The organism is Actinoplanes octamycinicus (assembly GCF_014205225.1).
Lineage (GTDB): Bacteria > Actinomycetota > Actinomycetes > Mycobacteriales > Micromonosporaceae > Actinoplanes > Actinoplanes octamycinicus.
Map to the genome: position 1 here is coordinate 6,209,843 of NZ_JACHNB010000001.1, position 25,638 is coordinate 6,235,480.

Genomic DNA, 25,638 nt, shown 5'->3' on the forward strand with positions numbered 1-25,638 from the left:
TCCTCAGCGGGCGCCGTCGACCGGCCGCACCTCGGCGAGCCGCCGCTTCGCGTAGTCGTCGTCCCAGCAGACCGCGGCCTCCCAGGCGGCCGACGCCTGAGAGGCGATGTCGTAGGCGTCGTCGTCGAGGCCGGCGGCATTGCCGGGCAGCGCCAGGTCCAGGTCCGGGACGTCGGCGTGCGACTCGTCCCAGTCGATCAGCGCCACCCGGGCCGCGGTGATCCGGACGTTGCGCGGGTTCGGGTCGCCGTGCACCACGCAGGCCGGGCGTCCGGCGAGCCGGGCCCACGCCGCGCGGCACCGCGCCACGCCCTCCGGAGGCATCGCGCCCAGGTCGATCCGCGTCCCGGTCTCCGCTCGCAGCAGGTCGGCCGACGAGCGCCAGCCCGGGCGCTGCGGCCAGCCCCGGGTCACCTCGTGCAGCCGGCGCAGGGTGCCGGCCACCCGCCGCCAGTCGGCCGGGGTCTCGGGCGGCCCGCCCGCCAGATAGGTCATCACCACCAGGCCGTCGGTGAACAACCGGCCGTCCGTCGTGGGGATCGGCACCGGCACGGTCAGGCCGGCCCGGTCGAGATGCCGCAGCAGGCCGGTCTCCCAGGCGAGATCGGCGTCGCTGCGGGTGCCCAGCCGGGCGACCGCGAGCTGCCCGTTCACCCGCACTCGCCAGACGTCGTTGGCGACACCGCCGGAGAGCGGCTCGATCCGGGCGGCGTCGTCACCCCACCGCTTCAGCGCCTCCCACCCCTCGGGCTTCACTGCGCTCGGACGTACTGCGCGGGCGGCACGCCGACCATGGCGGCGAAGTCGCGGGTCAGGTGGGCCTGGTCGCTGTAGCCCAGCTCGGCGGCGAGGGCGCCGAGGTCGAGGCGGGTACCGGCGGCGGCCCGGGCGGCCGCCTCGTGCAGGCGGTGGCGGCGGATCACCCACTTCGGGCTCACCCCGACGTAGGTGGCGAACAGCCGCTGGAGCTGGCGCATGGTGAGGTCGAAGGCGTCGGCCAGGTCGTCGACGCGGGTGATGCCGGGCTCGGCCGCGGTGCGGGCCACGACGGTGGCGGCCAGCTCCGCTGCCGGATCCGGCTCGTCGGGGGCCCGGGCGGCGAGGAAGTCGTTCATCGCGGTCACGGCGGCCTCGTCGTCGGCGGCGAGGATCGCGTCGGCGAGCGCCTGGCCGGGCGTACCGAAGATGTCCTCGATGGCGAGGAAGCGGCCGGTGATCGACGAGACCGGCGCGCGCAGGAAGGGATGGAAACCGCCGGGGTGGAAGCGCACGCCGAAGACACGGCCGGCGTCGTGCAGGGTCTCGGTGAAGCGTCCGCGCGGCACGCCGGCGACGCGGCACCGGCCGGGCTTGAAGGTCATGTTGACCGCCGGGTACGGCAGCACCTGCTGCTCGTAGGGTGCCTGGCCGCGCAGGTCCCAGGTGACGGTCCAGTAGTGCGCCACGAACGGCCGCAGCGCCGGGGCGGCGGCGGGTGCGCCGAACCGGAACTTCTGCTGGCCCGCACGGGGATGGAGAATCGCCGGCACGGACGAAGGCTAACCGAGTCGCGGCCCGTCGTGTTTGTTCAAGACCGCCCGGCGCTCGTGTCCTAGCCTGCCCTTCATGCAGCTCAACACTCTCCTGGACCGGTCCATCATCGACGCGGCGGCCGTCGTGCACGGCGTCGAGCCGGACCAGCTCGACGGCCCGACCCCGTGCGCCGAGTGGGATGTGCGGGCGCTGACCAACCATCTCCTGCAGGTGACGTCGGCGCTGCACCTGGCCGGCGTGCGGCGGTCCGTGCCCGAGGACGTGTGGGCGCGTGACCTGATCGGCGAGGGGTGGGCGGAGCGCTTCGACGACGAGGGCCGGGCCGCCGCGGCCGCGTGGGGGCGGGCGGGCGCGTGGGACGGCACGGTGGTGATGGCCGGGGCGGCGGTGCCGGCCCCGATGATCGCCATGATGTTCGTCAGTGACCTGGCGATTCACGGGTGGGACCTGGCCCGGGCGACCGGGCAGGACTACCGGTGCGACGACCAGGTGGCCGAGGCGACGCACCGGTTCCTCACCGACATGGGCGAGCAGGGCCGCCAGATGGGCATCTACGCCGCACCGGTGGACGTCGCCGGCCACGCCGCCGCCTTCGAGCGGGCCCTGGCGCTCAGCGGCCGCGACCCGCGCTGGAGCCGCTGAGCGCTGTCCCGCCGGTCCGAGCGTCGTCCTGCCGAGAACAGTGCGCCCGGTCTTCAGTCCCCTTCGATCTGCGACCGGCGAGGACCGCCGGCGGATCGTCGTGCAGCGGCCTCCAGCCCAGGTCCTGGTGCGCGCGGGCGGAGCTGAGCCGCTGGTCGAGCGCGAACGCGTCGGCGATCGGGCCCATCTGCTCGCGGGCCCGCTCGAGGGTGATCGAGATCGTGGACCCGTCGCCGAGCACGTCGGCGACCTCGCGGGCGGTCGGCCCGACGCCACCCGCGCCCAGGTGCACCGTGCCGGCGCGGGCATTCAACGCGGCCGCGTACAAGGTGGCGACGTCGTCGACGTGGACACTGCCTTCACGCTCAGCTTGTCATTTAACCCGTGCGGCGGGGTTTTGTGCCTTCTTGTGGTGGGTCGGCCGTTGATGGGCCTGGCCGGTGACCAGGATGAGTCCCAGGTCGTGGCGGATAGCAGACTGTCGGTTGCGGAACCGCGCGGACGTCCGGGACCAGGGTGGCTGGGTTTAGGTGCACGCGCTGGTGAGAGGCGTTGCCGTCGATGCCCTGTGCGGACCACAGGTCTCAGTGGCCGGCACGCCATTGGTCGGCAGGACGCCATCGGCGCTGGAGCAGTGGTTGATCGATCGTGCCGAGACGAGGCCGCTTGAGACCGAACTGGTCTATATGAGCGCGGGCGTGCCCGGCTCGGAGTCTTTAGGCGTAACCATCAATGTGCAACGGGACGGCGACCGGCTCTTGACTCGGCCGGTCTTCTACCCCACCGAGGCGCTTGATGATCTATCCCACTGGCTGCCGGAAGATGCCTGGGTTATCCACGATTGACTCGAAGATTCACAGCGCTTCGAACATCCGCTTCTGCCGCTGTCCGCGCTCGGACCTGTCGCCGCTGGCGCGCCCGGCGGTCGGCTGTGACGCCCCGGCACCTTGTCGTGCCGATGAGCGGATGTTCCGCGGCGATCAGTGCCGCACTGCGCTGCTTGTGACGGTGGACCGGGGCCGGCAAGATCATTCGGTGTGGGTTTTCTCGACCGGTATCTCAGTGGCGATCGTGAGCGGGTATGGGCGGAACTGCGAGCACTCGGGCTGATCGAGCGTGGCCATGCACAGTACGACGATGCCCGTGCCGTCGCTGCGGAGACGATGCGGCGGGTACGTGGAAACGTCGAGATGGTGCGGACACGCCTGATCGACGCTGGGTATGAGCTGGTGGCGCAGGGCCGGGCTCACGTGCCGCCGGCTGCGGACGCCAGTGCACAACTGGACGCGTTCGAACGGAAGCATGGGTCGTTGCCGTTGTCTCTGCGGGCGTTCTACGAGTTCGTGGGCACGGTGAACTTCATGCAGTCGGCGAACCAGTTAGTCCAGTGGCATAAGCGGGAGGATGCACCCGAGCCGGTTGCCGAGGTCAGCTACGCCGGGGAGTACGACCCCTTGGTCGTCCAGTCTTTGCACCACGAGGACGCGGAGTGGGATGACAGGCGGCGCAAGCATGCCTGGTACCTGGCTCCGGACGAGTGCCATAAGGCCAACTACAGCGGCGGCATGAACTATCACGTCCTACTGCCCGACAACGGTGCCGACTTCCGGATCTACGGGATCTGTAACGAGGAGGACCGGTTCGGTGACTGGTTTGTCGACTACCTCCGGGAGACGTTCCGTGGCGGCGGCTTCCGCGGCGGCATCGCGATCGACGAGGACGAGGTTGTCGGGCGGGAACTTCCAGATCTCGCGTTCACCCGCCAGCTCGCCGTGGGACTTGAGGAGATCGGCGACGAGCGAAACGCCTGAGGGATGATCACCCTTCGGTACGCTACGGCGGGGTTCGTCGACATCCGGATCTAGCCGCGATCAGGGCGTCGATCCGAGTTCTGGGCGCGGCTGCCACGGTTGCCGTCGGACGCTCGGGTCATGATGGCGAGTGCTGACGAGGTCGGTGGCCGGTCGACCGATGCTGGTGCAGGCCGGTCTGTCGCTGGTCAAGACATTGGTCTGCCGATGAGCGGATGCGACCGTGGCCGAACGGACGTGCCAGTCTCCTTACGACTTTGCTTACGTGTTGGTGACCAGAACTCGCAGGGTCCGGCCGCTGAACGCCGGCCCGAGACGGTGCTGTGCGGTGGCGCGGCGAAGACTGCCAACGCCTGGACTGCCGCATACAAGGGAGGCACCAGGATGGACCAGTGGGGCCGACTGGAGAACGACAACCGCCGCCGGATCGAGCAGCAGCGCGCGGACCAGGCCGACTACATTCGCCGTTACGGCGGGATGGAGATGCCGGACGTCCCGAAGCTGCCCGACCCACCGCCCACCAAGGCGCGGGCCGTGGTCGGCGCGATCACCTTGCTGGGCCTGAACCTGATGGTGTTCGTACTCTGCGGGGCCAGTGTCTACGTGTTCTTCGCTCGCATGCCCCACCCCTGACCCGGCGCCTGTCCCGCTCAGCGGCGCGCGAAGCCGGCTGAGCCCGGCCACGGTCCTGGCCGCCATAGGAGATGCCGCACCTCGGCCGGTCCTGCGGCAGGACCGGCCGAGCCACCCGGTCAGTACCTGGTGTACTTCACCCAGTCGTAGCCGGCGGTCAGCCGGCGGCCCGGGTAGGTGAACGGCTGCAGCCAGCTGTCGACGCCGATGCCCGGCCAGAGATTCATCATGATCCGCTGTGGGTGGGTGGGCAGCGGGCCGCGCGAGCCGTTCTCCTGGTGGACCAGGCGGCCGTCGACGAACCAGTTGATGGTGCCGCCGTTCCACCACTCGAACGCGTAGTCGTGGTAGCCGGCCGCGGCGTCGAAGCCCAGGTTGATCAGGCGCTCGTGGCCGCCGACCCCGTTGGTGAAGTAGTTGACCTGCATCTGGGTGGTGTTCTTGCCGAGGATCTCCACGTCGATCTCGTCCCACGGCTGGCCGTCGCTGGGCCCGGTGTAGGTGAAGAACGAGGTCACCGTGCCGGGATTCTTGACCGCCTTGAGCCGCGCCTCGAACCGGCCGTAGGAGTACAGGTCGGTGGTGCGGTACTCGCCGGAGGCGTACGGCTTCCCGGCGCAGCCGCCCGGACAGGTCTGGGTGTCCAGGTTGAGGCTCATCGCCCCGCCGCCGAAGGTGACGTGGTCGGCGCGCCAGCCGACGTTGAACATGCTGCCGTTGCTGTAGCCGTCGGCCTTGTACCAGCGGCCGGTGTCGAAGCCGTTGAAGTTGTCGGTGAAGCTCGGGCCGATGGCGGCCTGGGCCGGCACGGCGCCGGGGCCGGTCAGCGCGGCGGCGATGCCGAGGGCGGCGGCGGTCAGCGCCCGGCGGGCACGGGAACGGGTGATCAGCACAGTCGTCTCCGGGGGATGTCGGTCGTGCTCGATGGGCAGGGGGAGTGGGCCCAAGTCTGGAAGCGCTTCCAAATGGAGTGTGTAACCCGCCGTTAACGATTGTCAATGACCATCTCGGCGAGCGTTCCACGGCTTTACATAGATCGCCGTCGGTCGTACCTTGTGGCCGGAAGCGCTTCCAATCCGTAGGGAGTCAACATGCGCAGACGAGTACTGCTGGGCGCGGCGGCAGCCGCGGCGACGCTGGTGGTGTCCGACACCGGCACCGCGCACGCCGCACCCGCCGGCACCCGCTTCCTGGGCGTCTTCCGGGAGGGGGAGCCAACGGCGATCGCCGCCGAGACGCGCACCCGGTACGCCGTCACCCCGGCCAGCGTGATGTGGTTCGACAGCTGGGCCAGCGGCCGCCCGTTCCCGGTGGCCGAGGCCAAGGCGCTCTGGCGGCGCGGCATCATGCCGCACTACACGTGGGAGCCGTGGAACACCGCGCTCGGCCCCGCCGACCCGGCGCAGATCCACCTGCGGGACATCCTCGACGGCGCCTGGGACGGCTACCTCACGGCGCGGGCCCGGGAGTTCGCCGCCGTCCGGCTGCCGATCCTGGTCCGCTGGGGACACGAGTTCAACGGCAACTGGTACCCGTGGGGCATCGCCAACAACGATCAAGACCCTTCGCTGTACGTCCGGGCGTACCGGCACGTCCACGACCTGGTGGAGGCGAGCGGGGCGCGCAACGTGCAGTGGGTGTGGGCGTTCAACAACGGCTCCGCACCGGACGAGCCGTACAACGACCCGGCCGCCGCGTACCCGGGCGACGGCTACGTCGACTGGGTCGGCATCGACGGGTACAACTGGGGATTCGGGCCGTCCTGGGATCCGGCCGGTGACCACTGGACCGGCTTCGACGAGACGTTCGCTGCCGCGTACGCGAAGGCTCGGGTCATCGCGCCGAAGCGGCCGGTGATGCTCGGCGAGTTCGCGTCCAGCGAGGACGGCGGCGACAAGGCGCAATGGCTGCGGGACATGGACGCGAGGCTGCGCTCGGGCGCCTACCCGGACCTGAAGCTGCTCACCTACTTCGACCTGACCAAGGAGGAGCCCTGGTCGCCGGACTCGTCGCCGGCCGCTCTCGCCGCGTTCACCTCCTGGGTGCACCGCCGCTACCTGACCGGGCACGGCCACGAGCTGGCCCGGGTGGCCGCCCGGTACGCCTGCTCCTGACCCGCGGTCGCGGAAGGTCGCCGGTGGCGGACAGCCTTGCCGGGGTCAGGCGGACTCCCGGACCACCAGCCTCGTCGGCAGGATGAACGACTCCGGCTGCGCGCCGTCCAGCAGGTCGACCAGCATCCGGGCGGCCTCCCGGCCCAGCGCCTGCACCGGCTGGTGGACGGTGGTGAGCTTCGGGTCGGTGTGCACCGCGACCGGCAGGTCGTCGAAGCCGGCCACCGCCACGTCACCGGGCACCGTGCGGCCGGACTCGCGCAGCACCCGCAGGGCGCCGGCTGCCATGTTGTCGTTCGCGGCGACCACGGCGTCCAGGTCCGGGTGCCTGCTCAGCAGCGCGCGCATCGCCCCGGCGCCGCCGTCCTCCAGGAAGTCGCCGGGCTCGACCGCGTACGGTTCGAGCCCGGCCAGCAGCAGCGCCTCGGCGTAACCGCGCCGGCGCTCCCGGCCGACCGCGGTGTCCTCCGGCCCGGTGATCATGGCGATCCGGCGGCGCCCGGCGCGCAGCAGGTGCTCGGTCACCGCCCGCGACCCGCCGGCGTTGTCCACGTCGACGTAGAACGGCGGCGTCCCGTGCATCGGCAGCCCGACGAAGACGGTCGGCACCCCGGACTGGGCGGCGATGTCGATCAGCGGGTCGTCGCCGCGCATCGCCACCAGCATCACCCCGTCGGCGCCGCGGGTCTGCAGGAACGCCTTCAGCCGCTGCCGGCCGTGCACCGGCGTGGCCAGGCTGAGCATCAGATGGAGGTCGGTCTTCTCCAGCGCCGCCGACGCGCCGACGATGATCTGCGCGAAGAACGGGTCGCCGAACACCTCCGGCCCCTCCCCGGAGACGGCCAGGACCACCACCCCGGTCTGCTGGGTGACCAGGGCGCGCGCCGCCCGGTTCGGGGTGTAGCCGAGCTCGCGGATCGCTTTCTCGACGGCTTCGCGCTTGGCGCGGCTCACGTGCGGCCCGTTGTTGACCACACGGGACACCACGGTGCGCGACACACCGGCCCGCTCAGCCACCTCGTCCAGCGTCGGCGGCCGCGACCGCCCCGGTGACGGCATGGCGTGGTCCCCTCGGTCGAGCCGATCACCAGGGGGAAACGGTTTGCCGACCTGGCTCCGGGCGATCCTAGCCGACCGGGCCGGAGGCGGGGCGCCGGAAGCCGGCGCCCCGCCCGGCGTGCCTATTCCACCCAGGGGCGGGGCTGGTTGACGATCTCGGCGCGCAGGAACACGTCGTACTTGCCCTCGCCCTTGCCGTCGATCCAGAACTTGTGGGTGTAGGGCTCGTTCGTGCCCGGCACCATGCCCTGGACCGGCGGCTGAGCGTAGCCCTTGGCGAACAGCGTCTCGCCGTGCTCGCCGACGTAGTCGTCGGCCAGGCCGAGGCCCTCGACCAGACCGCCGGCGATCAGGCTGCCGATCGGGCCGCCGACCACCATGCCGGCGATGGCGGCCGCCGGGGTGAGCCCGCTGCCCGGTGCGGCGGCGCTGGCCATGTCGTAGATCGCGGCGCCCTGGGCGGCGGCCGCGGCGGCCTTCTGCATGGCCGCGTCGACCTTCTTGCGGGCCTCCGACGGGGAGCCCTCGTCGTTCTCCATCACCGCCACGTGCAGCGCGCTGGTGACCACCGGCTGGAAGTCGGTGACCACGGCCGGCGTGGACCGCACGTCGTTCTTGTCCACGTCGCTGAACTTGAACATCTGGGTGGCCGAGCGGCCCAGCCCGCCCCAGGAGACGATGAAGTACGGCTCGTCGCTGCCGGACAGCTCGCTGGACTCGCCCCAGCACTGGAAGCCGAGGAACCAGATCCGCAGGTGCTGGTCGATGATGATCTCCGGGTCGCCGGACGCGCCGGCGGTGATGTGCCCGCCGGTCATCTGCCAGCGGCCGGTCCCGGCGGTCACGCTCACCGCCCCGGTCGGCAGGCCCAGCTTGCTGGTCACGCCGCCGGTACGCTCGTACGCTTCGAGCGCCTTGCGGGCCACGACGTCGCTGCGGTTCACCATCGCGGTCAGCGACTGCAGCCGCCAGCCCTGCTGCCACAGCTCGTCGTAGCGTTTGCGGTACTGCTCGTAGGTCGCCCCGTAGAGCTGGAACTCGCCGGTGCTGGCTGGCCGCCAGACCGCGGTGTAGCGGGTGTGCCCGCCGACCACGTACGGCTGCAGCAGCTTCAGGCGCCAGCCCTGCTTCCACAGCTCGTCGTACTTCGCCCGGTACGTCTCGTAGCTGACGTCGTACATCTGGATCTCGCCGTCGGTCGACGGCCGCCACACCGCGGTGTAGCGGACCTGGTCGCCGGGCAGCACGAACGGCTGCAGCGCCTTGAGCCGCCAGCCCTGCTTCCACAGTTCGTCGTACTTCTTGCGGAAGTCGGCGTAGGTCCACCCGTACACCTGGGTCTCGCCCTCGGTGGACGGCTGCCAGACCGCGGTGTAGCGGACCTGGCCGCCGACCACGTACGGCTGGATCAGCTTCAGCCGCCAGCCCTGCTTCCACAGCTCGTCGTACTTGGCGCGGAACGTCTCGTAGGGCACGTCGTACAGCTGGATCTCGCCCTCGGTGGACTGCCGCCAGACCGCGGTGTAGCGGACCTGGTCGCCGGAGAGCACGAACGGCTGCAGCGACTTGAGCCGCCAGCCCTGCTTCCAGAGCTCGTCGTACTTCTTGCGGTAGTCGGCGTAGGTCCACCCGTAGACCTGGATCTCGCCCTCGGTGGAGGGCCGCCAGACCGCCGAATACCGGATCTCGTCGTTCGCCATCTCGGTCTTTTCTCCCACTTCGTCCCGGTGTTGCTGACCCACTCAGGGCACCATCCGGGCCGGGGGAGCGGCCATACGCAGTTATGCGCATCCCCGTCAGCGCGAGCGTCCGGCGGCCGACAGTTCCGGCGCCGCCACGGCGGTGCAATCAGAGGGGTGAACACACCTTCGGCCACTGACCTGCGGCGCGTTCTCGACCTGGTCCACGACCTGGACGACGGCCCGGAGAACGAACTGGCCCGGATGGGCGCCATCCTGGGCAGCGACATGACCACGCTGAGCACCGTCGACCACGTCGAGGGCCGGCTGGTCGCCGCCCGCAGCACCCCGGACGAGTCGAACTTCATCCGGGTCCCGTCGTTCCACCGCGTCTTCACCCTGCACCCGGGCTTCGCCGCGTTCCGGGCCGGCGCCCTGCGCCCCGGCACCTCGACCGCCTGGTCCGACGTGACGAATCTGCGCGAGCTGCGGCGCAACCCGCTCTACACCGACTTCTTCGCCCCACGCGGCACCCGTGACCAGTTGCTCTGCGTGTTCCGGCTGAACCGCCGGGAGGGCCACCTGCTGTCCTTCAACCGGTCCCGGCGCGGCTGGACCGGCCGGGACCGCGCGGTGGTCGAGCTGATCTCCGCCCACCTGGCCCGCGCCCTGGCCCGCCGCGCCGAACTGACCCGGCTGCGCCGCGCCCTGACCCGCCGCGACACCCTGGACGCGGCGGCGGACCGGCTGGCCGCGCTGACCCCGCGCGAGCGCGAGATCGTCGAGGAGCTGGGCCGCGGCGCCTCGGACCGGGACATCGCCCGCGCCCTGGGCATCCGGGAACGCACCGTGCACAAGCATCTGGAGCAGGCGTACCGCAAGCTCGGCGTCAACTCCCGCACCCAGGCCGCGGCCCTGCTCCACGACTGACGTCAGCGGCGCACCCGATAGCGCAGGTGCAGCACCCGGTTCCCCGGCACGACCAGGTCCGGGCCGTCCAGCAGGTGCTGCGCGTCGACGGAGCCGAAGTACCGCTTGCCGGAGCCGAGCACGACGGGGGCGACGTCCATGCGGACCTCGTCGACAAACCCCGCGGCGAGCGCCTGGCCGCCGACATCGCCGGCAGCGAATTCGACGGTACGCCCGCCCGCGAGCTCCCGCGCCTTGGCCACCGCCGCCTCGATGCCGTCGACGAAGTGGAACGGCGCCCGGGGGTCCCAGCCCTCCGGCGCACCCCGGTGACTCACCACGACCACATGGTCGATCCCGCTCGGCGGCGTCCCGTCCCAGCCGTCGGTGATGTCGAACGAGCGGCGGCCGGCGATGGTCACCCCGATCTCGTCCCAGTAGGGCCGGACGTAGTCGTACGACGCCCGCGACACCTTCAGCACGCCGCTGTCGTCCAACGGCACGTCACCGCTGACCAGCCACTCGAAGATCGGACCGGGATCGTCGTTCTCGCCCGCGATGAAACCGTCCACCGAGACCGACGCGTTCATGACCACTTTCCCCACGGATTCCTCCTCTGCTCGCCGGTCCCCAGTCTGGTGCGGCGCGAGCTGCCGTTCTTGTACGAAATCAATCGGCGGGGAGCGGCCAGCCCTCCAGGGCGTGGCCGGGATGATCGCGCAGGAATCGCCGCCGGACCTCCACGTACCGGGTCGGCGTGAGGCCGGTGAACTCGCGGAACTCGCGGACGAAGTGGGCCTGGTCGAAGTAGCCCGCGCCGGCGGCGACGTCTCGCCAGTCGATCGGGGCGGTGACGTCGAGCGCCAGCACGGTGAAGCTGAAGCGGTAGCTGCGAGCCAGCCGTTTCGGCGTGACCCCGACCACGGCCTTGAACCGCTTCGCCAGGTACGTGCTGCTGGCGCGGGCCGCCACCCCGATGTCGCTGATCGGCACCGTCCCGCCGCTCGCCGCGACCGCGCTGCTCAGTTCGCGGACCAGGTCGAGGCCGTCGATCACCCGCAGCCGCCGGACCAGTTCCTCCTGGAGCACCGTCAGCATGTCGTCCGGAGCGTCGGCCGAGGTCAACCGGTGTCGCAGCGCGGCGGCAGCGGGCCGGCCCCAGATCTGTTCCACGGTCGCCGGCCGGTCGCACAACTCGGCCGCGGGCATCGGCAGGAACGGCGCCAGGCCCCACGGCTTGAAGTGCACGCCCACCGACCGGGTCGGGGTCGGGTAGCTGAACTCCCAGGCACGCGTGGGCGTGGCGACCGCGCAGCCGTCGGCGTGGCCGGCGGCGTCGTCGGCGGTGCCCGCGCGGATGAGGAAGGGCGCACCCAGGTTGACGATCAGCAAAGGGGCGGGCGCCGCCGGCAGCAGCAACCGGGAGTACGGCGGGACGCCCTCCAGGTAGTAGAGGTCGTCGATCAGCCCGTCCAGCGGCGGCCCGGGCGCCCTGGCCACATACTTCACGCCGCCATCATCGCCGACAGCCATCCGGTCCACGGCCGGTAGAGGCCGGCGTCCCGGGGTATGTCGCCGGGGTGACGCTCAACCCGGTCGACGTGACCGTTCCGCTGGCGCCCGGCGGGCCCGCCGCGCCGCACAGCGCCAGCGGGGAGATGGTGGCCCTGCACGACCTCGACGGGGTGGCGCCGCCGGCGCAGGCGGCCCGGCGGTGGATCCCGAAGCGGGTGGTGGCGACGCCGGCCGCCTACGACCATGCGCACGGGCAGCGGATCATGGCGTTGCTGGCGGCGCGTGGGATCGAGGTGGAGCGGCTGCGCGGGAACCGGCTGACCGGGCTGCGCGGGGAGAGCGACCGGGCGACCTACGCGCGGGCGAAGTCGACGATGGCGATCGTGGTGAGCCCGCCGTCGCGGCGCAAGCTGCAGCCGATCGCGCCGAGCGCGGACTGGCGGTTCGACCTGGCCGAAGGCTGCCCGGCGCACTGCCAGTACTGCTATCTGGCCGGGTCGCTGTCCGGGCCGCCGGTGACCCGGGTCTACGCCGACCTGGACGACATCCTGGCCGGGCTGGGCGACTACGTGGGCCGGGGGACGATCACCAGCCGCCGGGAGCACCGGCGTGACGAGGGCACCACCTTCGAGGCGTCCTGCTACACCGATCCGCTGGCGCTCGACCATCTGACCGGCAGCTGGCGGCGGGCGGTCGAGCACTTCGGCGCGTGGGACGCGCCGGTGCAGTTGCGCTGGACGACCAAGTTCGACGATGTCGGGCCGTTCGTCGGGCTCGCCCACCACGGGCGGACCCGGGTCCGGTTGAGCGTCAACTGCCGGCCGGTGACCACCCGGGTCGAGGGCGGCACGAGCCGTCTCGAGGACCGGCTCGCGGCGCTGCGGCGGCTCGCGCTGGACGGCTATCCGGTCGGGCTCACCATCGCGCCGATCATCGCGGTGCCGGACTGGCGGGCGCACTACGGGGAGCTGCTCGATGACGTTGCCGGGGTGCTGCGGGGCGTACCGGACATCGATCTGACCGCTGAGCTGATCACGCATCGCTTCACGCCGGGCAGCAAGGAGGTGCTGCTGGGCTGGTATCCGCGGACGAAGCTGGAGATGGACGAGGAGTCCCGCAGCCGGAAGCACGGCAAATTCGGCGCGGTCAAATACGTCTACCCGCCGGAGACGATGGCCGGGCTGCGGACCTGGTTCCACGAGCAGATCGCCGCCCGCCTGCCGGCGTGCCGCATCCTCTACTGGACCTGAATACGCACGGCCTCAACACGTGGCGTTCTGATTCGGCCATGATCCCGAGGGATGTCGATCCATTGTCCGCGGTGGAGCAGGAGCTCGACTCCACAGAAGCCGCCGGTCTCTACTTTCGCCGTCCCGCCCTGCCCACAGCCACCACCACGCCGACAATCAGCACCACAATGATCAGGCAGAAGAGCAGATGCCACGGTTTGATCGCGCCCATATCGGCAGACCATACCGCGCACCGTCGAGGCAAGGCTTCCTTTGGCCAGCCCCACCGCCCAACGGCAGGAGACTGCGCACGGAAAAGGGGCACGGCCGGGTAGGGCCCCTCGCGCCGCGGCGGCGGTGAGGGCTACCCTCGGAGTGAGGGCCGGAGGGAGTGCCCAGCTATGTCCTTATCGCCTGGCTTCGGGTCGAGCGAGCCGACCGAGTACCTGTTCCCGGCAAGTCCCGACGCGCTGTATGACATCCGGGTCTACGTGACCCGGCTGGCCCGGGAGGCCGGTTTCACCGACCGCGAGCGGGAGCGGATCGTCCTGGTCACCCACGAACTGGCGGCCAACGCGGTCGAGCACAGCGCCACCGAGGTGGTCTGCGTGCGGTGGGAGGACACCGGCCAGGGCGTGTGGATCACCGTGTCCGACGACGGCGTCTTCGAGGGCGGTGGCGGCAACGGCGACCGCGGGCGTGGCCTGCGGATCGTGCTCAGCCTGGCCGACGAGGTCACCATCCGGCCGGGCCGGCGCGGCGGGCAGGGCACCGCGGTCCGCCTGCGGGTGCCGGTCAGCGCCGGGCGGACCGCCCCGGCAGTCAGTGACCCGGCGCCGCGCCGGGTGCTGCTCGTCGACGGTGACCGGTTCGCCGCGCGGTCGTTGTCCGCGTTCCTCGAGGCCGAGGGCTTCCCGACGGTGGTGGCGGCCGAGTCGGCGGAGGCCGGCCGTGCGGTGGCCGCGGAGCCACCACAGTTGGCGATCATCGATCTGATGACCTCGCACGGGCTGACCGTCCAGCTCTGCGACGACCTCACCCGAACAGGAGTCCCGGTCTTGGCCATGTCGATCCTCGCCCCGCCGCGGGACCTGCGGTGCAGCCGTTTCCTGCGCAAACCGGTGCATCCTCTGGAGGTGTTGGCCATGGTGCGACAGCTGACCGAGCCGTCCGCCGCGGGCGCCGCCGCCGAGGTGCCCGGTGCCTGAGCGGCGACTGACGAGCGGGCAGGACAGGTTCGACGCGATCCTCGGTGGTGGGCTGATCGACCCGTCCATCGCCTTGATCGCCGGCCTGCCGGGGAGCGGCAAGACGGTCCTGGCGCAGCAGTACGCGTTCGCCAATGGAACCGACGAGCGCCCGGCGATCTATCTGAGCACCGTCGCGGAGCCGCTGAGCAAGATTCTGTATTTCGGCGAGGCGCTGTCCTTCTTCGACCCGGACCGGGTCGGCCGGTCGGTGCTCTTCGAGGACCTCGGCGGTCAGATCGACGACAACGGGTTGGTCGGCGCGTTGCGCCGGATCAGTGGCCTGGTCGAGCGGCAGCCGTGCTCGGTGCTGATCATCGACAGTTTCCGGGCGTTGCGCTATCGGGCGGCCGGCGAGCGGGAGTTCGAGGGCTTCGTCCACCAGCTGGCCGGTCAGCTGGCCGCGAGCGGCACGATGGCGCTGTGGCTCGGTGAGTACCGGCGTGACGAGCTGGAGGGCTGCCCGGAGTTCGCGGTCGCCGACGCCGCCGTCCTGCTCGCCACCGAGGACGCCGGGCAGCGCGACAGCCGGGCCCTACGGGTGCTCAAGCTGCGCGGCAGCGACTTCCGCTCCGGCGCGCACGCCTACCGCATCGAGAACTCCGGCATCCGGGTCTTCCCCCGGCTCAGCGACGTCGACGCCGGGGCGTACGAGCTGGGCGAGCGCCGGACCACGTCGGGTATCGCCGCGCTGGACATGCTGGTCGGCGAGGGCTACTGGCCCGGCTCGGCGACCCTGGTGATCGGCCCGTCCGGATCCGGTAAGACGGTGATGGGCCTGCAGTTCGTCTACGGCGGGGCGAAATTGGGCGAGCCCGGGGTCTACGCCTCGATGCAGGAGAACCGGGTCCAGCTCACCCGGATGATCAACGGATTCGGCTGGGGCCTCGACGATCACGGCGCGGTGCTGCGCTGCGACTCGCCGAACGACATCTACATCGACCAGTGGTATTACGACCTGCTCGACACGATCAAGGCAGCCGGCGCGCGCCGGCTGGTGATCGACAGCCTGGGTGACCTCGCCGCCGCCTGCCCGGACGAGAAACGTTTCCGCGAGTTCGTCTACGCCCTGCTCAACCACTGCTCGCGGGCGGGGATCAGCGTGCTGCTGACCTTCGAGTCGGCCGAACTGTACGGCCACACCAGTCTGTCCGAACGCGGTGTCTCGCACCTCTCCGACAACGTGATCCTGCTCCAGTACGTCCGCAACGACGTCAAGGTCGGGCGGGCGCTGACCGTGCTGAAGACACGGGCCAGCCAGCACGTCCCGCAGTCCCACGAGTTCGAGATCACCCACGATGGCATCGACATCAAAGCCGCCCTCGACACCGTTTGAGGTTCGCCGGGACCTTCGGGACCCGTACACCGTGCACCTCATCGGCGAGCTGGACCTGGCCACCCGCGACATCCTCGCGGAGGCCCTCGGCGATGCCGCGCGTCCGGGCCACGACCTGATCCTCGACTGCACCGACCTCGACTTCATCGACGCGGCCGCGATCGCCGTGCTGGTGTGCACGGCACACGGCCTCGGCGCGGGACAGCTGCGGCTGACGCACCTGCGAGCCGGCCTGGCCGACATCTTCGACCTGCTCAAACTCCCCGAGACCGTGCCGAACTTCCACCACGAGATCGGGTGACCGGTACGCCGTGTCCCGATCCGCCGGGTGGGGGAGCGGCGCGGCGCGCTATCACCGGCCGAAGTCCGCGGGTACCTGAACGGCCTTCGCCCGGAACGCCGTGTCCAGCACGTCGCCGTCGATCAGGCCGTCGACATTGTCGTCGGTCGGCCACGACTCGGAGGGCTCGCCGTTCCGGCTGCGACGCAGCGTCTCCGCCATGAGGTCGGCGGCTGCGGAGAGCTCGAAGTAGCGCAGGGCGTTGATCGCGCGCTCGATGCGGAACGGCTCGTTGACCTCCAGGGCGAAGCCGAGGCCGCCACCCATCACGGAGCCGTGGACCCGCAGCAGGCCGGCGAGGTGTTCCACACCCGGGGGTGTGCCGTCCGGAACGTCCCCGTCCGCGCCGTAGTCACAGGCGTCGTTCCACAGCAGGTCGAGGTCATCCAGCACGGCGCCACCGAGATCGAGCGTTGGCGACGGCGCGGCGTCGGGGTCGCTGGTGGCTCCGGACTCTGCCATGCGGGCTGCCTCCTCAAGACGGGTGCCGCGCCGAAGCTACAAGATCATCGCGGTGGGGTCGAGAGCGGGCGGATCGCGCGCGGCTGGTCGTACCGAAATCGGGTTTGTGGTCGTGGGCGGGGTCGCCGTCGATGGGGCGGATCGGCCAGACTGGGTCCGCCGCCATCCAGCGATCGAGGGGAATCATGGATCCAGCGAGCACTCAGTACGCCATGCCCGAGCGCCGTGACGTGGCGGACCAGCCGACCGCACTGCGGTTGTCCGGTCTGCACAAGCAGTTCGGCGCGAACGTCGCGGTGAACCGGGTCGATCTCGTGGTGCCGCCGGGCTCCTTCTTCGGGCTGGTCGGGCCGAACGGGGCGGGCAAGACGACCTCGCTGTCGATGGCGGTCGGGTTGCTGCGGCCCGACGCCGGCCGGTCGCAGGTGTACGGCGTCGACGTGTGGTCGGCTCCCGGGGAGGCGAAGTCCCTGATGGGGGTGCTCCCCGACGGACTGTCGATGCCGGAGCGGCTGACCGGGCGCGAGCTGCTCACCTATCTCGGGCGGCTGCGCGGCATCGAGGCCGGCGTGCTGGCCGGCCGGGTCCAGGAGCTGCTCGACGTGATGGAGCTCGGCGCGGCCGAGCGGACGCTGGTGGTGGACTACTCGACCGGCATGCGCAAGAAGATCGGGCTGGCGACGGCGCTGCTGCACGGGCCGCGGCTGCTGGTGCTGGACGAGCCGTTCGAGGCGGTGGACCCGGTGTCCGCGGCGGCGTTGAAGGGGATCCTGAACTCGTTCGTGGCCGCCGGCGGTTCGGTGGTGCTGTCCAGCCACGTGATGCCGCTGGTCGAGCAGCTGTGCGACACCGTGGCGGTGATGGCCCGCGGCCGGGTCGTCGCGGCCGGCCCGATCAACGAGGTGCGCGGCAACCGCACGCTGGAGCAGGCGTTCGTGGAGCTGGTCGACGGCGGCGAGCACACCCGCAAGGGGCTGTCGTGGCTGGCGTCCTGATCCGGATGAAGCTGGCGGTCATCAGGAACTCGATGACCGGCAGCCGGGCCGCGTGGATGCTGATCGGCGCCGTCTTCGGGCTCCTGCTGGCGGCGGCCACCGTGTGGCTCACCTTCCTCGACCTGTCCGGCGAGCGGGTGCTCGGCGACCTGCTGGCGTGCGTGTTCCTGATGTGGACGCTCGGCTGGCTGATCGGCCCGGTCTGGGGCGGCTCGGCGGTGCTGCGCGCCGACCATTTCACCCTGCTGCCGGTGCCGCGGCGCAAGCTCGCCCTGGGGCTGCTCGGTGCGGCGTTCGTCGGGATCACCACCGCGGTGACCGCGCTCGGGTTCGCCGCGCTGGTCACCTACGGGGCGCGGCAGGGCCTGGCCGCGGCGCTGGTCGCGGTGCCGTCGGCGGTGCTGCAGCTGGTGTTCGTGGTGCTGCTCTCCCGGGTGGCGTACGCGCTGTTCGGCATGGTGGCGGCGTCGCGGGTGGGCGCGGCGATCACCGGGCTGCTGTTCGCGGCGATGCTCGTGCTGGTCCAGTCCGGCTGGATGATCGCCGTCGCGATCAGGTACTCCGACATCCTCGACACCGGATTCTCCGCCACGACCAGCGGCACGCTGCGGGCGATCCCGTCGAGCTGGGGGATCGTGGCGGTGGACGCCGCCGCCCGCGGCGACTGGCTGCTCGCCGGCGCCGCGCCGGTCGGGCTGGTCGTGCTGTGCGGGTTGCTGCTGCTCGCCTGGTCGCGTGAGCTGGACACGTCGCGCCGGGCCCGGGTCACCATCGGCGGCAGCGCCGGCCAGGCTCCCCGAGCGTCCGGCCTGTTCCGCGGGCCGACCGGCGCCGTCGTCGGCAAGGAGCTGCGGACCTGGCGGCGTGACCCGCTGCGGATCACCACCGCCACCGTGCCGGTCTTCTGGGCGCTGGGCACGGTGCTGCTGCCGCTGACCTTCGACTCCCGGATCCTGCTGCCGTGGGCCGGTCCGGCGCTGGCCCTGTTCGCGATCACCTCGGCCGGCAACCTGTACAGCCAGGACGGCACCGCGCTCTGGCAGACGCTGACCGTCGGCGCCGAGCGCCCCGACGTCCGAGGCCGGCAGTGGGCCTACCTGATCGTCTTCGCGCCTCTCGCGCTCCTGCTGAGCGTCGGTTTCACCTGGTGGAGCGGCTACACCTGGGCCTGGCCCTGGGTCGCTGCGAGCGTGCCGGCGCTGCTCGGCGGCGGCGCCGGCCTCGTCGTGTACGCGTCGGTGTTCGCCATGGTCCCCGGCCCGGACGCGCACCAGCGGCCGAGCAACCCGCTGGAGCGCGCCGACACCACCGGCCAGTCCCACGTGCTGTTCTGGGTGGGCCTGCTGCCCGCCGTGCCCCCGCTCGCGGTGGTGTACCTCGGCCCGCGCCTCGATCAGCCCTGGCTGAGCTGGGCGGGCCTGCCGGTCGGTGTGGCGATCGGCGCCCTGGCCGGCCGCCTGCTCGGCGCCTCGGCGGTCAGGCGGCTCGCCGCCGAGGGGCCCGACATGCTGCACACCATGCGGACCGGCCGGCCCGCCGTGGCGCCGGCCGCCGCCGATCCGGCGCAGGCCCGGAAGGACGGCTGGATCGCGGGCCTGTGCTGGAGTTTCGGAGCGATCCTGCTGATCCCGCAGGGCATCCTGCCGCTGGTCTTCATGCTCACCGGGGTCGAGGCCAAGTCGTGGTTCCTGGCGCTGTACGTGCCGGAGCGCTTCAGCGTTCCGGTCGCGGTCGTCAGCGTCCTGGGCGGGATCGCGCTGTTCGCCAAGGCCATCATGGTGCAGGTCAACGGCCGGGCCGGTGGCTCGCAGGGCGGACCGGCGCCGGCCGTCGATCGCGACCTCGAATCCGTCTGACCGGGTGTCGGCGTGGCGCCCCGCGAGCGGGGGCAGCCTCACACCAGGCCGGTGCAGACCGCCTTGACCGGCGCGGCCAACCCGGAGTCGCCGCAGTCGGTGCCGGCCGAGGCTCGCCCGAAGACCTTCCACACGCCCTTGTCGGAGTGCAGGAACAGCTGGCTGCCGCCGGGGATCTCGGCGTCGCCCTGACCGACCGCGAGCAGCCGGGCGAAGCCGTTGCGGCAGCCGAGCACCTCGGTCCGCGCCGGCACCGTGGCGCCGAGTGCGGGTGCGGCCGCTTCCAGCAGTGCGGGCGGCCGGCACGCCGGGTCGCTGTCCGCCGTGGCCGGCAGCGCGGCGGGCCGGGCGGTACCGGCGGGCTCCGCCGGTTTGGCGGTTTTGGTGGACTGCCGTTCCTTGGTCGCCGGCGGCTTCTTTTCGCCGGCGGCCTGCGTCTGCTGGCCCGGCTGCGCACTCTGGCCGGCCTGCGGACCCGGACCCGGGCTCGCGGCTGCGCTGGGGGTCACCGCGGGAACGGCGTCGCCGCCGCCCGCCGCCGCGACCGGCGCGCCGGCCGGCTCGTCGTCTGCGCATCCCGCGGCTGAGAACACCAGCGCGGCCGTCACGGCCAGCAGCCCACCGACGCGTCGGATCGTCATCGTCTTCCCTCTCGTCCGTGGCCCGGGGCACGAGGTCGGGCACGGTTCCGACGCTAGGCAGCGGATCTCCAGCGGATCTGAACCAAATCTGGACGCGCTGGTCAGGCGGCCGCCGCGAGCTCCCGGAAGGAGCCGAACCGCAGTTCGTCCTCCGGATGCAGCTGCGCCTGCTCGTAGGCGAACAGGCGGACCAGGTCGTGCATGCGGTAGCGCAGCGACTGGCCGGTCGGCTCGGTCACCACCGTCACCAGCCGGGCGTCGGCCAGCTGCTCCAGCTGCTCCTCCACGACGTCGTGCGGGCCCCCGATCAGCCCGGTCGCCATCCTGCTGGAGAAGTCGGTCACCCCGAGCAGGCCCAGCAGCCGGAACGTCCGCCGGGCCGGGTTGTCGAGCCCCGCGTAGCTGACCGCGACGCTGACGCGGACGGCGAGTCCGTCCGCGGTCATCTCGTCGAGCCGGTTCGACTCGTCGCGCATCCGGTCGGCGAGGTGCGCGATCCGCCGGTGTGGCCGGGCCGCGATCCGGGCGCCGACGATGCGCAGGGCGAGCGGCAGGCCGGCGCACATCCTGATCAGGCCGGCCACCGCTTCCGGCTCGGCGGCGCTGCGTTCGGCGCCGACGATGCGTTCCAGCAACGTCCGGGAGCCGGCGTCGTCGAGCAGGGGCACCTCGATGCACTCGGCACCCGGGATGGTCGTCATCCGCACGCGGCTCGAGACGATCAGCGCGGAGCCGGTGCCGCCCGGTACCAGCGGTCGTACCTGTCCCGCGTGCCTGGCCGAGTCCAGGACCAGCAGGATCCGCCGCCCGCTGAGCGCGGACCGGTACTCGCCGAGCTTGTCCTCCACCGTCCGCAGCCGCCGCACGCTGGGCACCCCCAGCGCCCGCAAGGCCCGGTCCAACGCGTCGCTGGAGTCGCCGTGCCGGTCGCCGAGGCTCACGAAGATCTGCCCGTCCGGATAGCACTCGCGCAGCAGATAGCCGAGACGCACGCTGACCGCCGTCTTGCCCACCCCGCCGGGGCCGGACAGGATGACCACCGGTCCGGCCGTTCCGCTGAGCCGCTGGCTGCCCGGCTGCAGCGCGCTGAGCGCCCGGGAGATCTCGGGTTCGCAGCCGACGTGGTCCGGCAGGTCGGCCGGGAGCTGGCAGCCCGGGGCGCCCGGCGACGGCGGACGCCTCGGCGCGGCCGGTGGCACCGGGTCGGCGGGCGGCGGGGTCTCGGCGCGCACCGCGGGGTGCAGTTCGCCGCGCAGGATGCCGCGATGCAGTTCCTGCAGGTCGGCGCCCGGGTCGATGCCCAGTTCCTCGGCCAGCAGCGCCCTGGTCCGCGCGTACAGCTCGAGTGACTCCGCCCGGCGGCCGCTGAGGGCCAGAGCCCGCATGCGGCGCTGGACCACCGGCTCGGCCAGCGGGTCGCGGTGCAGCGTGGCGGCGAGGCGGTCGGCGACCCGCCCGGGGTGGCCCCGCTCGATCTCGCTGTCGGCCCAGGCGATCAGCACCTGGACGAGGTCCTGGCGCAAGCCCTCGCGCACCCGCTCCGCCCAGCCGCCGGGCAGGCCGTTGAGCGGGTCGCCGGCCCAGAGGTCGAGGGCTTCCCGCAGGAGCCGTGACCGGTCCGGATGGTCGGCGGGGAGGCCGTACGCCCGCTCCGCCAGGCGGCGCAGCCGCTGGAGATCGAAGCGGTCCGGGTCGGCGGAGAGGACGTAGCCGGCGTGGCCGCGACCCACCGTGATCGGTGTTGCCGCGTCGGTCCGGGCCGCGGCGAGGACGCGCCGCAACCGGGTGAGGTACGTGTACAGCGCGCCCCGGGCATCCCCGGGCGGCTCGTCGTCCCAGACGCGGTCGACCAGAGTCTCGATGGAGACGCTGTGTCCCAGGTCGACGGCGAGCGCGGCGAAGACGAGCCGTTGCTTCGGCGGCCCCAGGTCCACGGACCGGCCGTCCACCATCACCTGTAAGTCGCCGAGTAATCGAAGTTCCACGGTGAAACCCCCGCGTCCGTAGCCCCGTCCGGACATTCCAGAAATCGTTCAGATTCGCTACCGAGTCCGCTCGGGACAGTTTCCCGGCAATCCCTGGAACCTTTAGCGGACGTTACTGGCGGCTTCGACAGACGCCAATGCCTGCTGATGGAAATAGGGGTCTCGTCGTCACAGCAGGAGTCCACTGTGAAAGGACCGTCCGTGCAGCGAAATTCTCGACGCTCCGTCATCCGCCGATCGACCGCCGCGGTGATCACCTCGGCGGTGGCCGCCGGCAGCCTGGTGAGTCTGTCCCCGGCACCCGCGCAGGCATCGTCGATCGACGGCCCGATCGGCCGGAGCGAAATCCTGTCCCGCGCCCAGAACTGGGTGGACCGGGGCATCACCTACACCCAGACCGGCACCTGGGCCAGCGACGCGGACGGTGACAAGACCTATCGCCGGGACTGCTCCGGGCTGGTGTCGATGGCCTGGCACCTGAGCAACAGCTACGTCACCGGTGATTTCCAGGGCAGCAACTCGCGGTGGAGCACGCTCGGCAGCATCGACGACTTCCAGGCCGGCGACGCGATGGTGCGGACCGGTCACATGGAGCTGTTCGCGTACTGGGCCGACAAGGGCGACCACAGCAAGGGCGCCTACGTCTACTCCTTCAACAGCGACGGCGAGACGGTGCAGAACCCGACCGCGCGGTCGAACGAGGGAAACCTCGGGTTCAACAGCGTCTCCGACCTGCGGTCCTACAAGCCGATCCGGCGCACCGGCCTGACCGGCGGGGTCAGCGGGGAGAAGATGGCGCCGGCGCTGGCCTACGACGACGGTGACGGCACCCAGACGATCTACCGCTGGCGGTCGAACACCAGCAGCTTCAGCCACACCACCGATTACCAGGGCGAGGGTACGTTCCGGCTGTCCAACGTCGGCGACCGCGTCGCGTCCGGTGACGTGGACGGTGACGGCACCGATGACGTCGTGATGGCCTACCAGGATGCCGAGGGCACGTTCGGCTTCTACGTCTTCGACGGTGGCCTGACTTCTCGTGGCCGCTGGTACACCTCCGGCGCGTTCAACCTTTCCGCGGTCGGCGGTCGATTGGTCGTCGCGGACTTCACCGGTGACGGCAAGGCGGAGCCGGCGCTGGTCCGGGACAACGGTGACGGTACCCAGAGCATCTACCGCTGGACGTCCACGGGCAGCAGTTTCGCCCGCACCACCGACTATGTCGGTACCGGGTCGTTCCGACTGTCCAATGTGGGCAACCGGGTGGCAGCCGGTGACGTCGACGGTGATGGCAAGGCCGACATCGTGATGGCCTACCAGAACGCGGACAACACGTTCAGCTACTACGTGTGGAAGTCCGGGCTCAGCAGCCAGGGCGCCTGGTACACGTCCGGTTCGTTCAACCTCGACACCGTCGACGGGCGGATGGTCGTCGCGGACTTCACCGGTGACGGCAAGGCGGAGCCCGCGCTGGTCCGTGACGACGGTGACGGGACGCAGAGCATCTACCGCTGGACGTCGACGGGCAGTGGCTTCTCCCGTACCACCGACTACGTCGGCACCGGAACCTTCCGGCTGTCCAACGTCGGCGACCGGGTGGCCGCCGGTGACGTCGACGGTGATGCCAAGGCGGACATCGTGATGGCCTACCAGAACGCCGACAACACGTTCAGCTACTACGTCTGGAAGTCCGGCCTGACCAGCGAAGGCGTCTGGTACACGTCCGGCTCCTACTCCCTCGACCGGGTCGGCGGCCGCATGGTCCTCGGCACCTGGTAGCCCACCGCGCCGACCCCCCTCGCCTCGCCCGTCCGGCGCAGCTGGCGCCGGACGGGCACCCCCCTCGCCACAGACAGGAAGCGCCGTGCGCACCGTACCGTGGATCGCTCGAACAGCCGCTCTGATCACGCTGCCCCTGATCGCCATGCTGACCCCCGCCTCGGCCGACGCCGCTCCGACCGGCTACTCGGTGACCGGCATCGACGTGTCGCACTACCAGGGCACCATCAACTGGTCGTCGGTCGCTGACGCGGGGACCGACTTCGCGTACGCCAAGGCGACCGAAGGCACGAACTACACCGACCCGACCTACAGCGCCAACCGGACCGGCGCCCGCGCCAACAGCATCTACTTCGGCGCGTACCACTTCGCCCGGCCCGACCAGGGCGACCCGCGCGGCCAGGCGGACCGCCTGGTCAACACCAGCCAGTACAGCAGTGACGGCCGAACCCTGCCGCCGATGCTCGACATCGAGTGGGCGTCCGGGCAGGCGACCTGCTTCGGCCTGTCGACGAGCTCGATGGTGTCCTGGATCAGCCAATTCCTCGACCAGGTCCGGGTCCGCACCGGCCAGAAGGCGATGATCTACACCAACCCCAACTGGTGGAATCCGTGCACCGGCAACACCACTGCCTTCGGCAGTTACCCCCTCTTCCATTCCCGGTACGCCGACACGCCGGGCGCCCTGCCGTCCGGCTGGTCGCAGTTCACCCTCTGGCAGTACACGTCGAGCGGCAGCGTTCCCGGAGTGTCCGGCGGCGTGGACCGCGACGTCTTCAACGGCACACTGGCCCAGCTGCGCGCCCTCTGCAACGGCGGATCGGGGAACAAGGCGCCGGCCCTGGCCTACGACAACGGTGACGGCACCCAGACGATCTACCGCTGGCGATCCAACGGCAGCGGCTTCAGCCACACCACCGATTACCAGGGCGAGGGTACGTTCCGGCTGTCCAACGTCGGCGACCGCGTCGCGTCCGGTGACGTGGACGGTGACGGCACCGATGACGTCGTGATGGCCTACCAGGATGCCGAGGGCACGTTCGGCTTATACGTCTTCGACGGTGGCCTGACTTCTCGTGGCCGCTGGTACACCTCCGGCGCGTTCAACCTTTCCGCGGTCGGCGGTCGATTGGTCGTCGCGGACTTCACCGGTGACGGCAAGGCGGAGCCGGCGCTGGTCCGGGACAACGGTGACGGTACCCAGAGCATCTACCGCTGGACGTCCACGGGCAGCAGCTTCGCCCGCACCACCGACTATGTCGGTACCGGGTCGTTCCGGCTGTCCAATGTGGGCAACCGGGTGGCAGCCGGTGACGTCGACGGCGATGGCAAAGCCGACATCGTGATGGCCTACCAGAACGCGGACAACACGTTCAGCTACTACGTATGGAAGTCCGGGCTCAGCAGCCAGGGCGCCTGGTACACGTCCGGTTCGTTCAACCTCGACACCGTCGACGGCCGGATGGTCGTCGCCGACTTCACCGGTGACGGCAAGGCCGAGCCTGCGCTGGTCCGTGACGACGGCGACGGAACCCAGAGCATCTACCGCTGGACGTCGACGGGCAGTGGCTTCTCCCGTACCACCGACTACGTCGGCACCGGAACCTTCCGGCTGTCCAACGTCGGCGACCGGGTGGCCGCCGGTGACGTCGACGGTGATGCCAAGGCGGACATCGTGATGGCCTACCAGAACGCCGACAACACGTTCAGCTACTACGTCTGGAAGTCCGGCCTGACCAGCGAAGGCGTCTGGTACACGTCCGGCTCCTACTCCCTCGACCGGGTCGGCGGCCGCATGGTCCTCGGCACCTGGTGACCTGACAGCCCTCGGAGCGCTCGGGCCCCGGCCCGAGCGCTCCCGGCGTTCTTCAGC

The 25,638-nt window shown here is 71.1% G+C and carries 25 protein-coding genes; 14 read left to right on the top strand and 11 right to left on the bottom strand.

Annotation, left to right across the window (positions count from 1 at the left end):
* Window positions 1-3: 3 nt before the first annotated feature.
* Together BJY16_RS27410 and BJY16_RS27415 are read right to left on the bottom strand one after the other, a co-directional pair.
* A complete protein-coding gene (locus BJY16_RS27410) occupies window positions 4-756 on the bottom strand; it encodes a phosphotransferase enzyme family protein (RefSeq protein ID WP_185042442.1) in 753 nt (250 codons plus the stop codon).
* Window positions 753-1,529, bottom strand: coding sequence for an AraC family transcriptional regulator (locus tag BJY16_RS27415; RefSeq protein ID WP_185042443.1), 777 nt, complete (start codon window positions 1,527-1,529; stop codon window positions 753-755). Before BJY16_RS27415 ends, BJY16_RS27410 begins: the two co-directional genes overlap by 4 nt.
* Window positions 1,530-1,605: 76 nt before the next feature.
* Here BJY16_RS27415 and BJY16_RS27420 point away from each other — a divergent pair, with 76 nt between their 5' ends.
* Complete coding sequence (locus tag BJY16_RS27420) at window positions 1,606-2,175, top strand: TIGR03086 family metal-binding protein (RefSeq protein ID WP_185042444.1); 570 nt, start codon at window positions 1,606-1,608, stop codon at window positions 2,173-2,175.
* On the opposite strand, the gene BJY16_RS27425 is transcribed toward BJY16_RS27420, so the two are convergent.
* Window positions 2,144-2,488: a Rossmann-fold NAD(P)-binding domain-containing protein gene (locus BJY16_RS27425; protein ID WP_185042445.1), complete on the bottom strand. Its 345-nt coding sequence runs from the start codon at window positions 2,486-2,488 to the stop codon at window positions 2,144-2,146. The two genes, BJY16_RS27420 and BJY16_RS27425, sit on opposite strands and share 32 nt — an antisense overlap.
* Before the next feature lie 217 nt (window positions 2,489-2,705).
* Between BJY16_RS27425 and BJY16_RS27430 the strand changes: the two genes are divergently transcribed.
* From BJY16_RS27430 to BJY16_RS27440, 3 genes are all read left to right on the top strand, one after another.
* Window positions 2,706-3,020: a hypothetical protein gene (locus BJY16_RS27430; RefSeq protein ID WP_185042446.1), complete on the top strand. Its 315-nt coding sequence runs from the start codon at window positions 2,706-2,708 to the stop codon at window positions 3,018-3,020.
* 192 nt (window positions 3,021-3,212) lie between these two features.
* Window positions 3,213-3,986 carry a hypothetical protein gene (locus tag BJY16_RS27435; protein WP_185042447.1) on the top strand — a complete coding sequence of 258 codons (774 nt, stop codon included), beginning with the start codon at window positions 3,213-3,215 and terminating at the stop codon, window positions 3,984-3,986.
* A 384-nt stretch (window positions 3,987-4,370) separates the two neighbouring features.
* The gene (locus tag BJY16_RS27440) at window positions 4,371-4,619 is read left to right on the top strand and encodes a hypothetical protein (RefSeq protein WP_185042448.1); all 249 of its coding nucleotides are present in this window, start codon (window positions 4,371-4,373) and stop codon (window positions 4,617-4,619) included.
* Between the two features lie 119 nt (window positions 4,620-4,738).
* On the opposite strand, the gene bglS is transcribed toward BJY16_RS27440, so the two are convergent.
* A complete protein-coding gene (gene bglS, locus BJY16_RS27445) occupies window positions 4,739-5,512 on the bottom strand; it encodes a beta-glucanase (protein WP_185042449.1) in 774 nt (257 codons plus the stop codon).
* Window positions 5,513-5,710: 198 nt separating this feature from the next.
* Between bglS and BJY16_RS27450 the strand changes: the two genes are divergently transcribed.
* Window positions 5,711-6,733, top strand: coding sequence for a glycoside hydrolase family 26 protein (locus BJY16_RS27450; RefSeq protein WP_185042450.1), 1,023 nt, complete (start codon window positions 5,711-5,713; stop codon window positions 6,731-6,733).
* A gap of 45 nt (window positions 6,734-6,778) precedes the next feature.
* Here BJY16_RS27450 and BJY16_RS27455 read toward each other — a convergent pair whose 3' ends face one another.
* Together BJY16_RS27455 and BJY16_RS27460 are read right to left on the bottom strand one after the other, a co-directional pair.
* Window positions 6,779-7,792: a LacI family DNA-binding transcriptional regulator gene (locus BJY16_RS27455; protein WP_185042451.1), complete on the bottom strand. Its 1,014-nt coding sequence runs from the start codon at window positions 7,790-7,792 to the stop codon at window positions 6,779-6,781.
* A gap of 122 nt (window positions 7,793-7,914) precedes the next feature.
* Window positions 7,915-9,492: a hypothetical protein gene (locus tag BJY16_RS27460; protein ID WP_185042452.1), complete on the bottom strand. Its 1,578-nt coding sequence runs from the start codon at window positions 9,490-9,492 to the stop codon at window positions 7,915-7,917.
* Between the two features lie 156 nt (window positions 9,493-9,648).
* On the opposite strand from BJY16_RS27460, the gene BJY16_RS27465 reads away from it, so the two are divergent.
* Window positions 9,649-10,401 (top strand): helix-turn-helix transcriptional regulator, encoded by a 753-nt coding sequence (locus BJY16_RS27465; RefSeq protein ID WP_185042453.1) that lies wholly within the window; start codon window positions 9,649-9,651, stop codon window positions 10,399-10,401.
* Between the two features lie 2 nt (window positions 10,402-10,403).
* Here BJY16_RS27465 and BJY16_RS27470 read toward each other — a convergent pair whose 3' ends face one another.
* Window positions 10,404-10,985 carry a dihydrofolate reductase family protein gene (locus BJY16_RS27470; protein WP_185042454.1) on the bottom strand — a complete coding sequence of 194 codons (582 nt, stop codon included), beginning with the start codon at window positions 10,983-10,985 and terminating at the stop codon, window positions 10,404-10,406.
* Between the two features lie 64 nt (window positions 10,986-11,049).
* Complete coding sequence (locus tag BJY16_RS27475; RefSeq protein WP_239177715.1) at window positions 11,050-11,889, bottom strand: helix-turn-helix domain-containing protein; 840 nt, start codon at window positions 11,887-11,889, stop codon at window positions 11,050-11,052.
* Window positions 11,890-11,960: 71 nt separating this feature from the next.
* Here BJY16_RS27475 and BJY16_RS27480 point away from each other — a divergent pair, with 71 nt between their 5' ends.
* The 4 genes from BJY16_RS27480 (at window position 11,961) to BJY16_RS27495 (ending at window position 16,008) form a co-directional block, all read left to right on the top strand.
* A complete protein-coding gene (locus BJY16_RS27480; RefSeq protein WP_203759129.1) occupies window positions 11,961-13,145 on the top strand; it encodes a spore photoproduct lyase family protein in 1,185 nt (394 codons plus the stop codon).
* A 380-nt stretch (window positions 13,146-13,525) separates the two neighbouring features.
* Window positions 13,526-14,332 carry an ATP-binding protein gene (locus BJY16_RS27485; RefSeq protein ID WP_185042456.1) on the top strand — a complete coding sequence of 269 codons (807 nt, stop codon included), beginning with the start codon at window positions 13,526-13,528 and terminating at the stop codon, window positions 14,330-14,332.
* Window positions 14,325-15,707, top strand: a complete 1,383-nt coding sequence (locus BJY16_RS27490) for an ATPase domain-containing protein (protein ID WP_203759130.1) — start codon at window positions 14,325-14,327, stop codon at window positions 15,705-15,707. The genes BJY16_RS27485 and BJY16_RS27490 overlap by 8 nt, the downstream gene beginning before the upstream one ends.
* Before the next feature lie 31 nt (window positions 15,708-15,738).
* The gene (locus BJY16_RS27495; protein ID WP_185042457.1) at window positions 15,739-16,008 is read left to right on the top strand and encodes an STAS domain-containing protein; all 270 of its coding nucleotides are present in this window, start codon (window positions 15,739-15,741) and stop codon (window positions 16,006-16,008) included.
* 51 nt (window positions 16,009-16,059) lie between these two features.
* On the opposite strand, the gene BJY16_RS27500 is transcribed toward BJY16_RS27495, so the two are convergent.
* The gene (locus BJY16_RS27500; protein WP_185042458.1) at window positions 16,060-16,509 is read right to left on the bottom strand and encodes a hypothetical protein; all 450 of its coding nucleotides are present in this window, start codon (window positions 16,507-16,509) and stop codon (window positions 16,060-16,062) included.
* A 212-nt stretch (window positions 16,510-16,721) separates the two neighbouring features.
* On the opposite strand from BJY16_RS27500, the gene BJY16_RS27505 reads away from it, so the two are divergent.
* Together BJY16_RS27505 and BJY16_RS27510 are read left to right on the top strand one after the other, a co-directional pair.
* The gene (locus tag BJY16_RS27505) at window positions 16,722-17,504 is read left to right on the top strand and encodes an ABC transporter ATP-binding protein (RefSeq protein WP_185042459.1); all 783 of its coding nucleotides are present in this window, start codon (window positions 16,722-16,724) and stop codon (window positions 17,502-17,504) included.
* Window positions 17,489-19,360, top strand: a complete 1,872-nt coding sequence (locus BJY16_RS27510) for a hypothetical protein (protein WP_185042460.1) — start codon at window positions 17,489-17,491, stop codon at window positions 19,358-19,360. Before BJY16_RS27505 ends, BJY16_RS27510 begins: the two co-directional genes overlap by 16 nt.
* Window positions 19,361-19,398: 38 nt before the next feature.
* Here the strand turns inward: BJY16_RS27510 and BJY16_RS27515 are convergent, their stop codons facing one another.
* Together BJY16_RS27515 and BJY16_RS27520 are read right to left on the bottom strand one after the other, a co-directional pair.
* Window positions 19,399-20,001, bottom strand: a complete 603-nt coding sequence (locus BJY16_RS27515) for a hypothetical protein (RefSeq protein ID WP_185042461.1) — start codon at window positions 19,999-20,001, stop codon at window positions 19,399-19,401.
* A gap of 101 nt (window positions 20,002-20,102) precedes the next feature.
* Window positions 20,103-21,935, bottom strand: coding sequence for an AfsR/SARP family transcriptional regulator (locus BJY16_RS27520; RefSeq protein WP_185042462.1), 1,833 nt, complete (start codon window positions 21,933-21,935; stop codon window positions 20,103-20,105).
* 252 nt (window positions 21,936-22,187) lie between these two features.
* Between BJY16_RS27520 and BJY16_RS48595 the strand changes: the two genes are divergently transcribed.
* Both BJY16_RS48595 and BJY16_RS27530 read left to right on the top strand, forming a co-directional pair.
* Window positions 22,188-23,765: an FG-GAP repeat domain-containing protein gene (locus tag BJY16_RS48595; RefSeq protein WP_185042463.1), complete on the top strand. Its 1,578-nt coding sequence runs from the start codon at window positions 22,188-22,190 to the stop codon at window positions 23,763-23,765.
* An 85-nt stretch (window positions 23,766-23,850) separates the two neighbouring features.
* On the top strand, window positions 23,851-25,581 hold the full coding sequence (locus tag BJY16_RS27530; protein ID WP_185042464.1) for a GH25 family lysozyme: 1,731 nt from the start codon (window positions 23,851-23,853) through the stop codon (window positions 25,579-25,581).
* The last annotated feature ends 57 nt before the right edge of the window (window positions 25,582-25,638 follow it).

Coding starts and splice junctions, on each gene's coding strand:
- BJY16_RS27485 (WP_185042456.1), top strand. CDS start 13,526: ATGTCCTTATCGCCTGGCTTCGGGTCGAGCGAGCCGACCGAGTACCTG.
- BJY16_RS27455 (WP_185042451.1), bottom strand. CDS start 7,792: ATGCCGTCACCGGGGCGGTCGCGGCCGCCGACGCTGGACGAGGTGGCT.
- BJY16_RS27450 (WP_185042450.1), top strand. CDS start 5,711: ATGCGCAGACGAGTACTGCTGGGCGCGGCGGCAGCCGCGGCGACGCTG.
- BJY16_RS27505 (WP_185042459.1), top strand. CDS start 16,722: ATGCCCGAGCGCCGTGACGTGGCGGACCAGCCGACCGCACTGCGGTTG.
- BJY16_RS27440 (WP_185042448.1), top strand. CDS start 4,371: ATGGACCAGTGGGGCCGACTGGAGAACGACAACCGCCGCCGGATCGAG.
- BJY16_RS27460 (WP_185042452.1), bottom strand. CDS start 9,492: ATGGCGAACGACGAGATCCGGTATTCGGCGGTCTGGCGGCCCTCCACC.
- BJY16_RS27420 (WP_185042444.1), top strand. CDS start 1,606: ATGCAGCTCAACACTCTCCTGGACCGGTCCATCATCGACGCGGCGGCC.
- BJY16_RS27515 (WP_185042461.1), bottom strand. CDS start 20,001: ATGACGATCCGACGCGTCGGTGGGCTGCTGGCCGTGACGGCCGCGCTG.
- BJY16_RS27500 (WP_185042458.1), bottom strand. CDS start 16,509: ATGGCAGAGTCCGGAGCCACCAGCGACCCCGACGCCGCGCCGTCGCCA.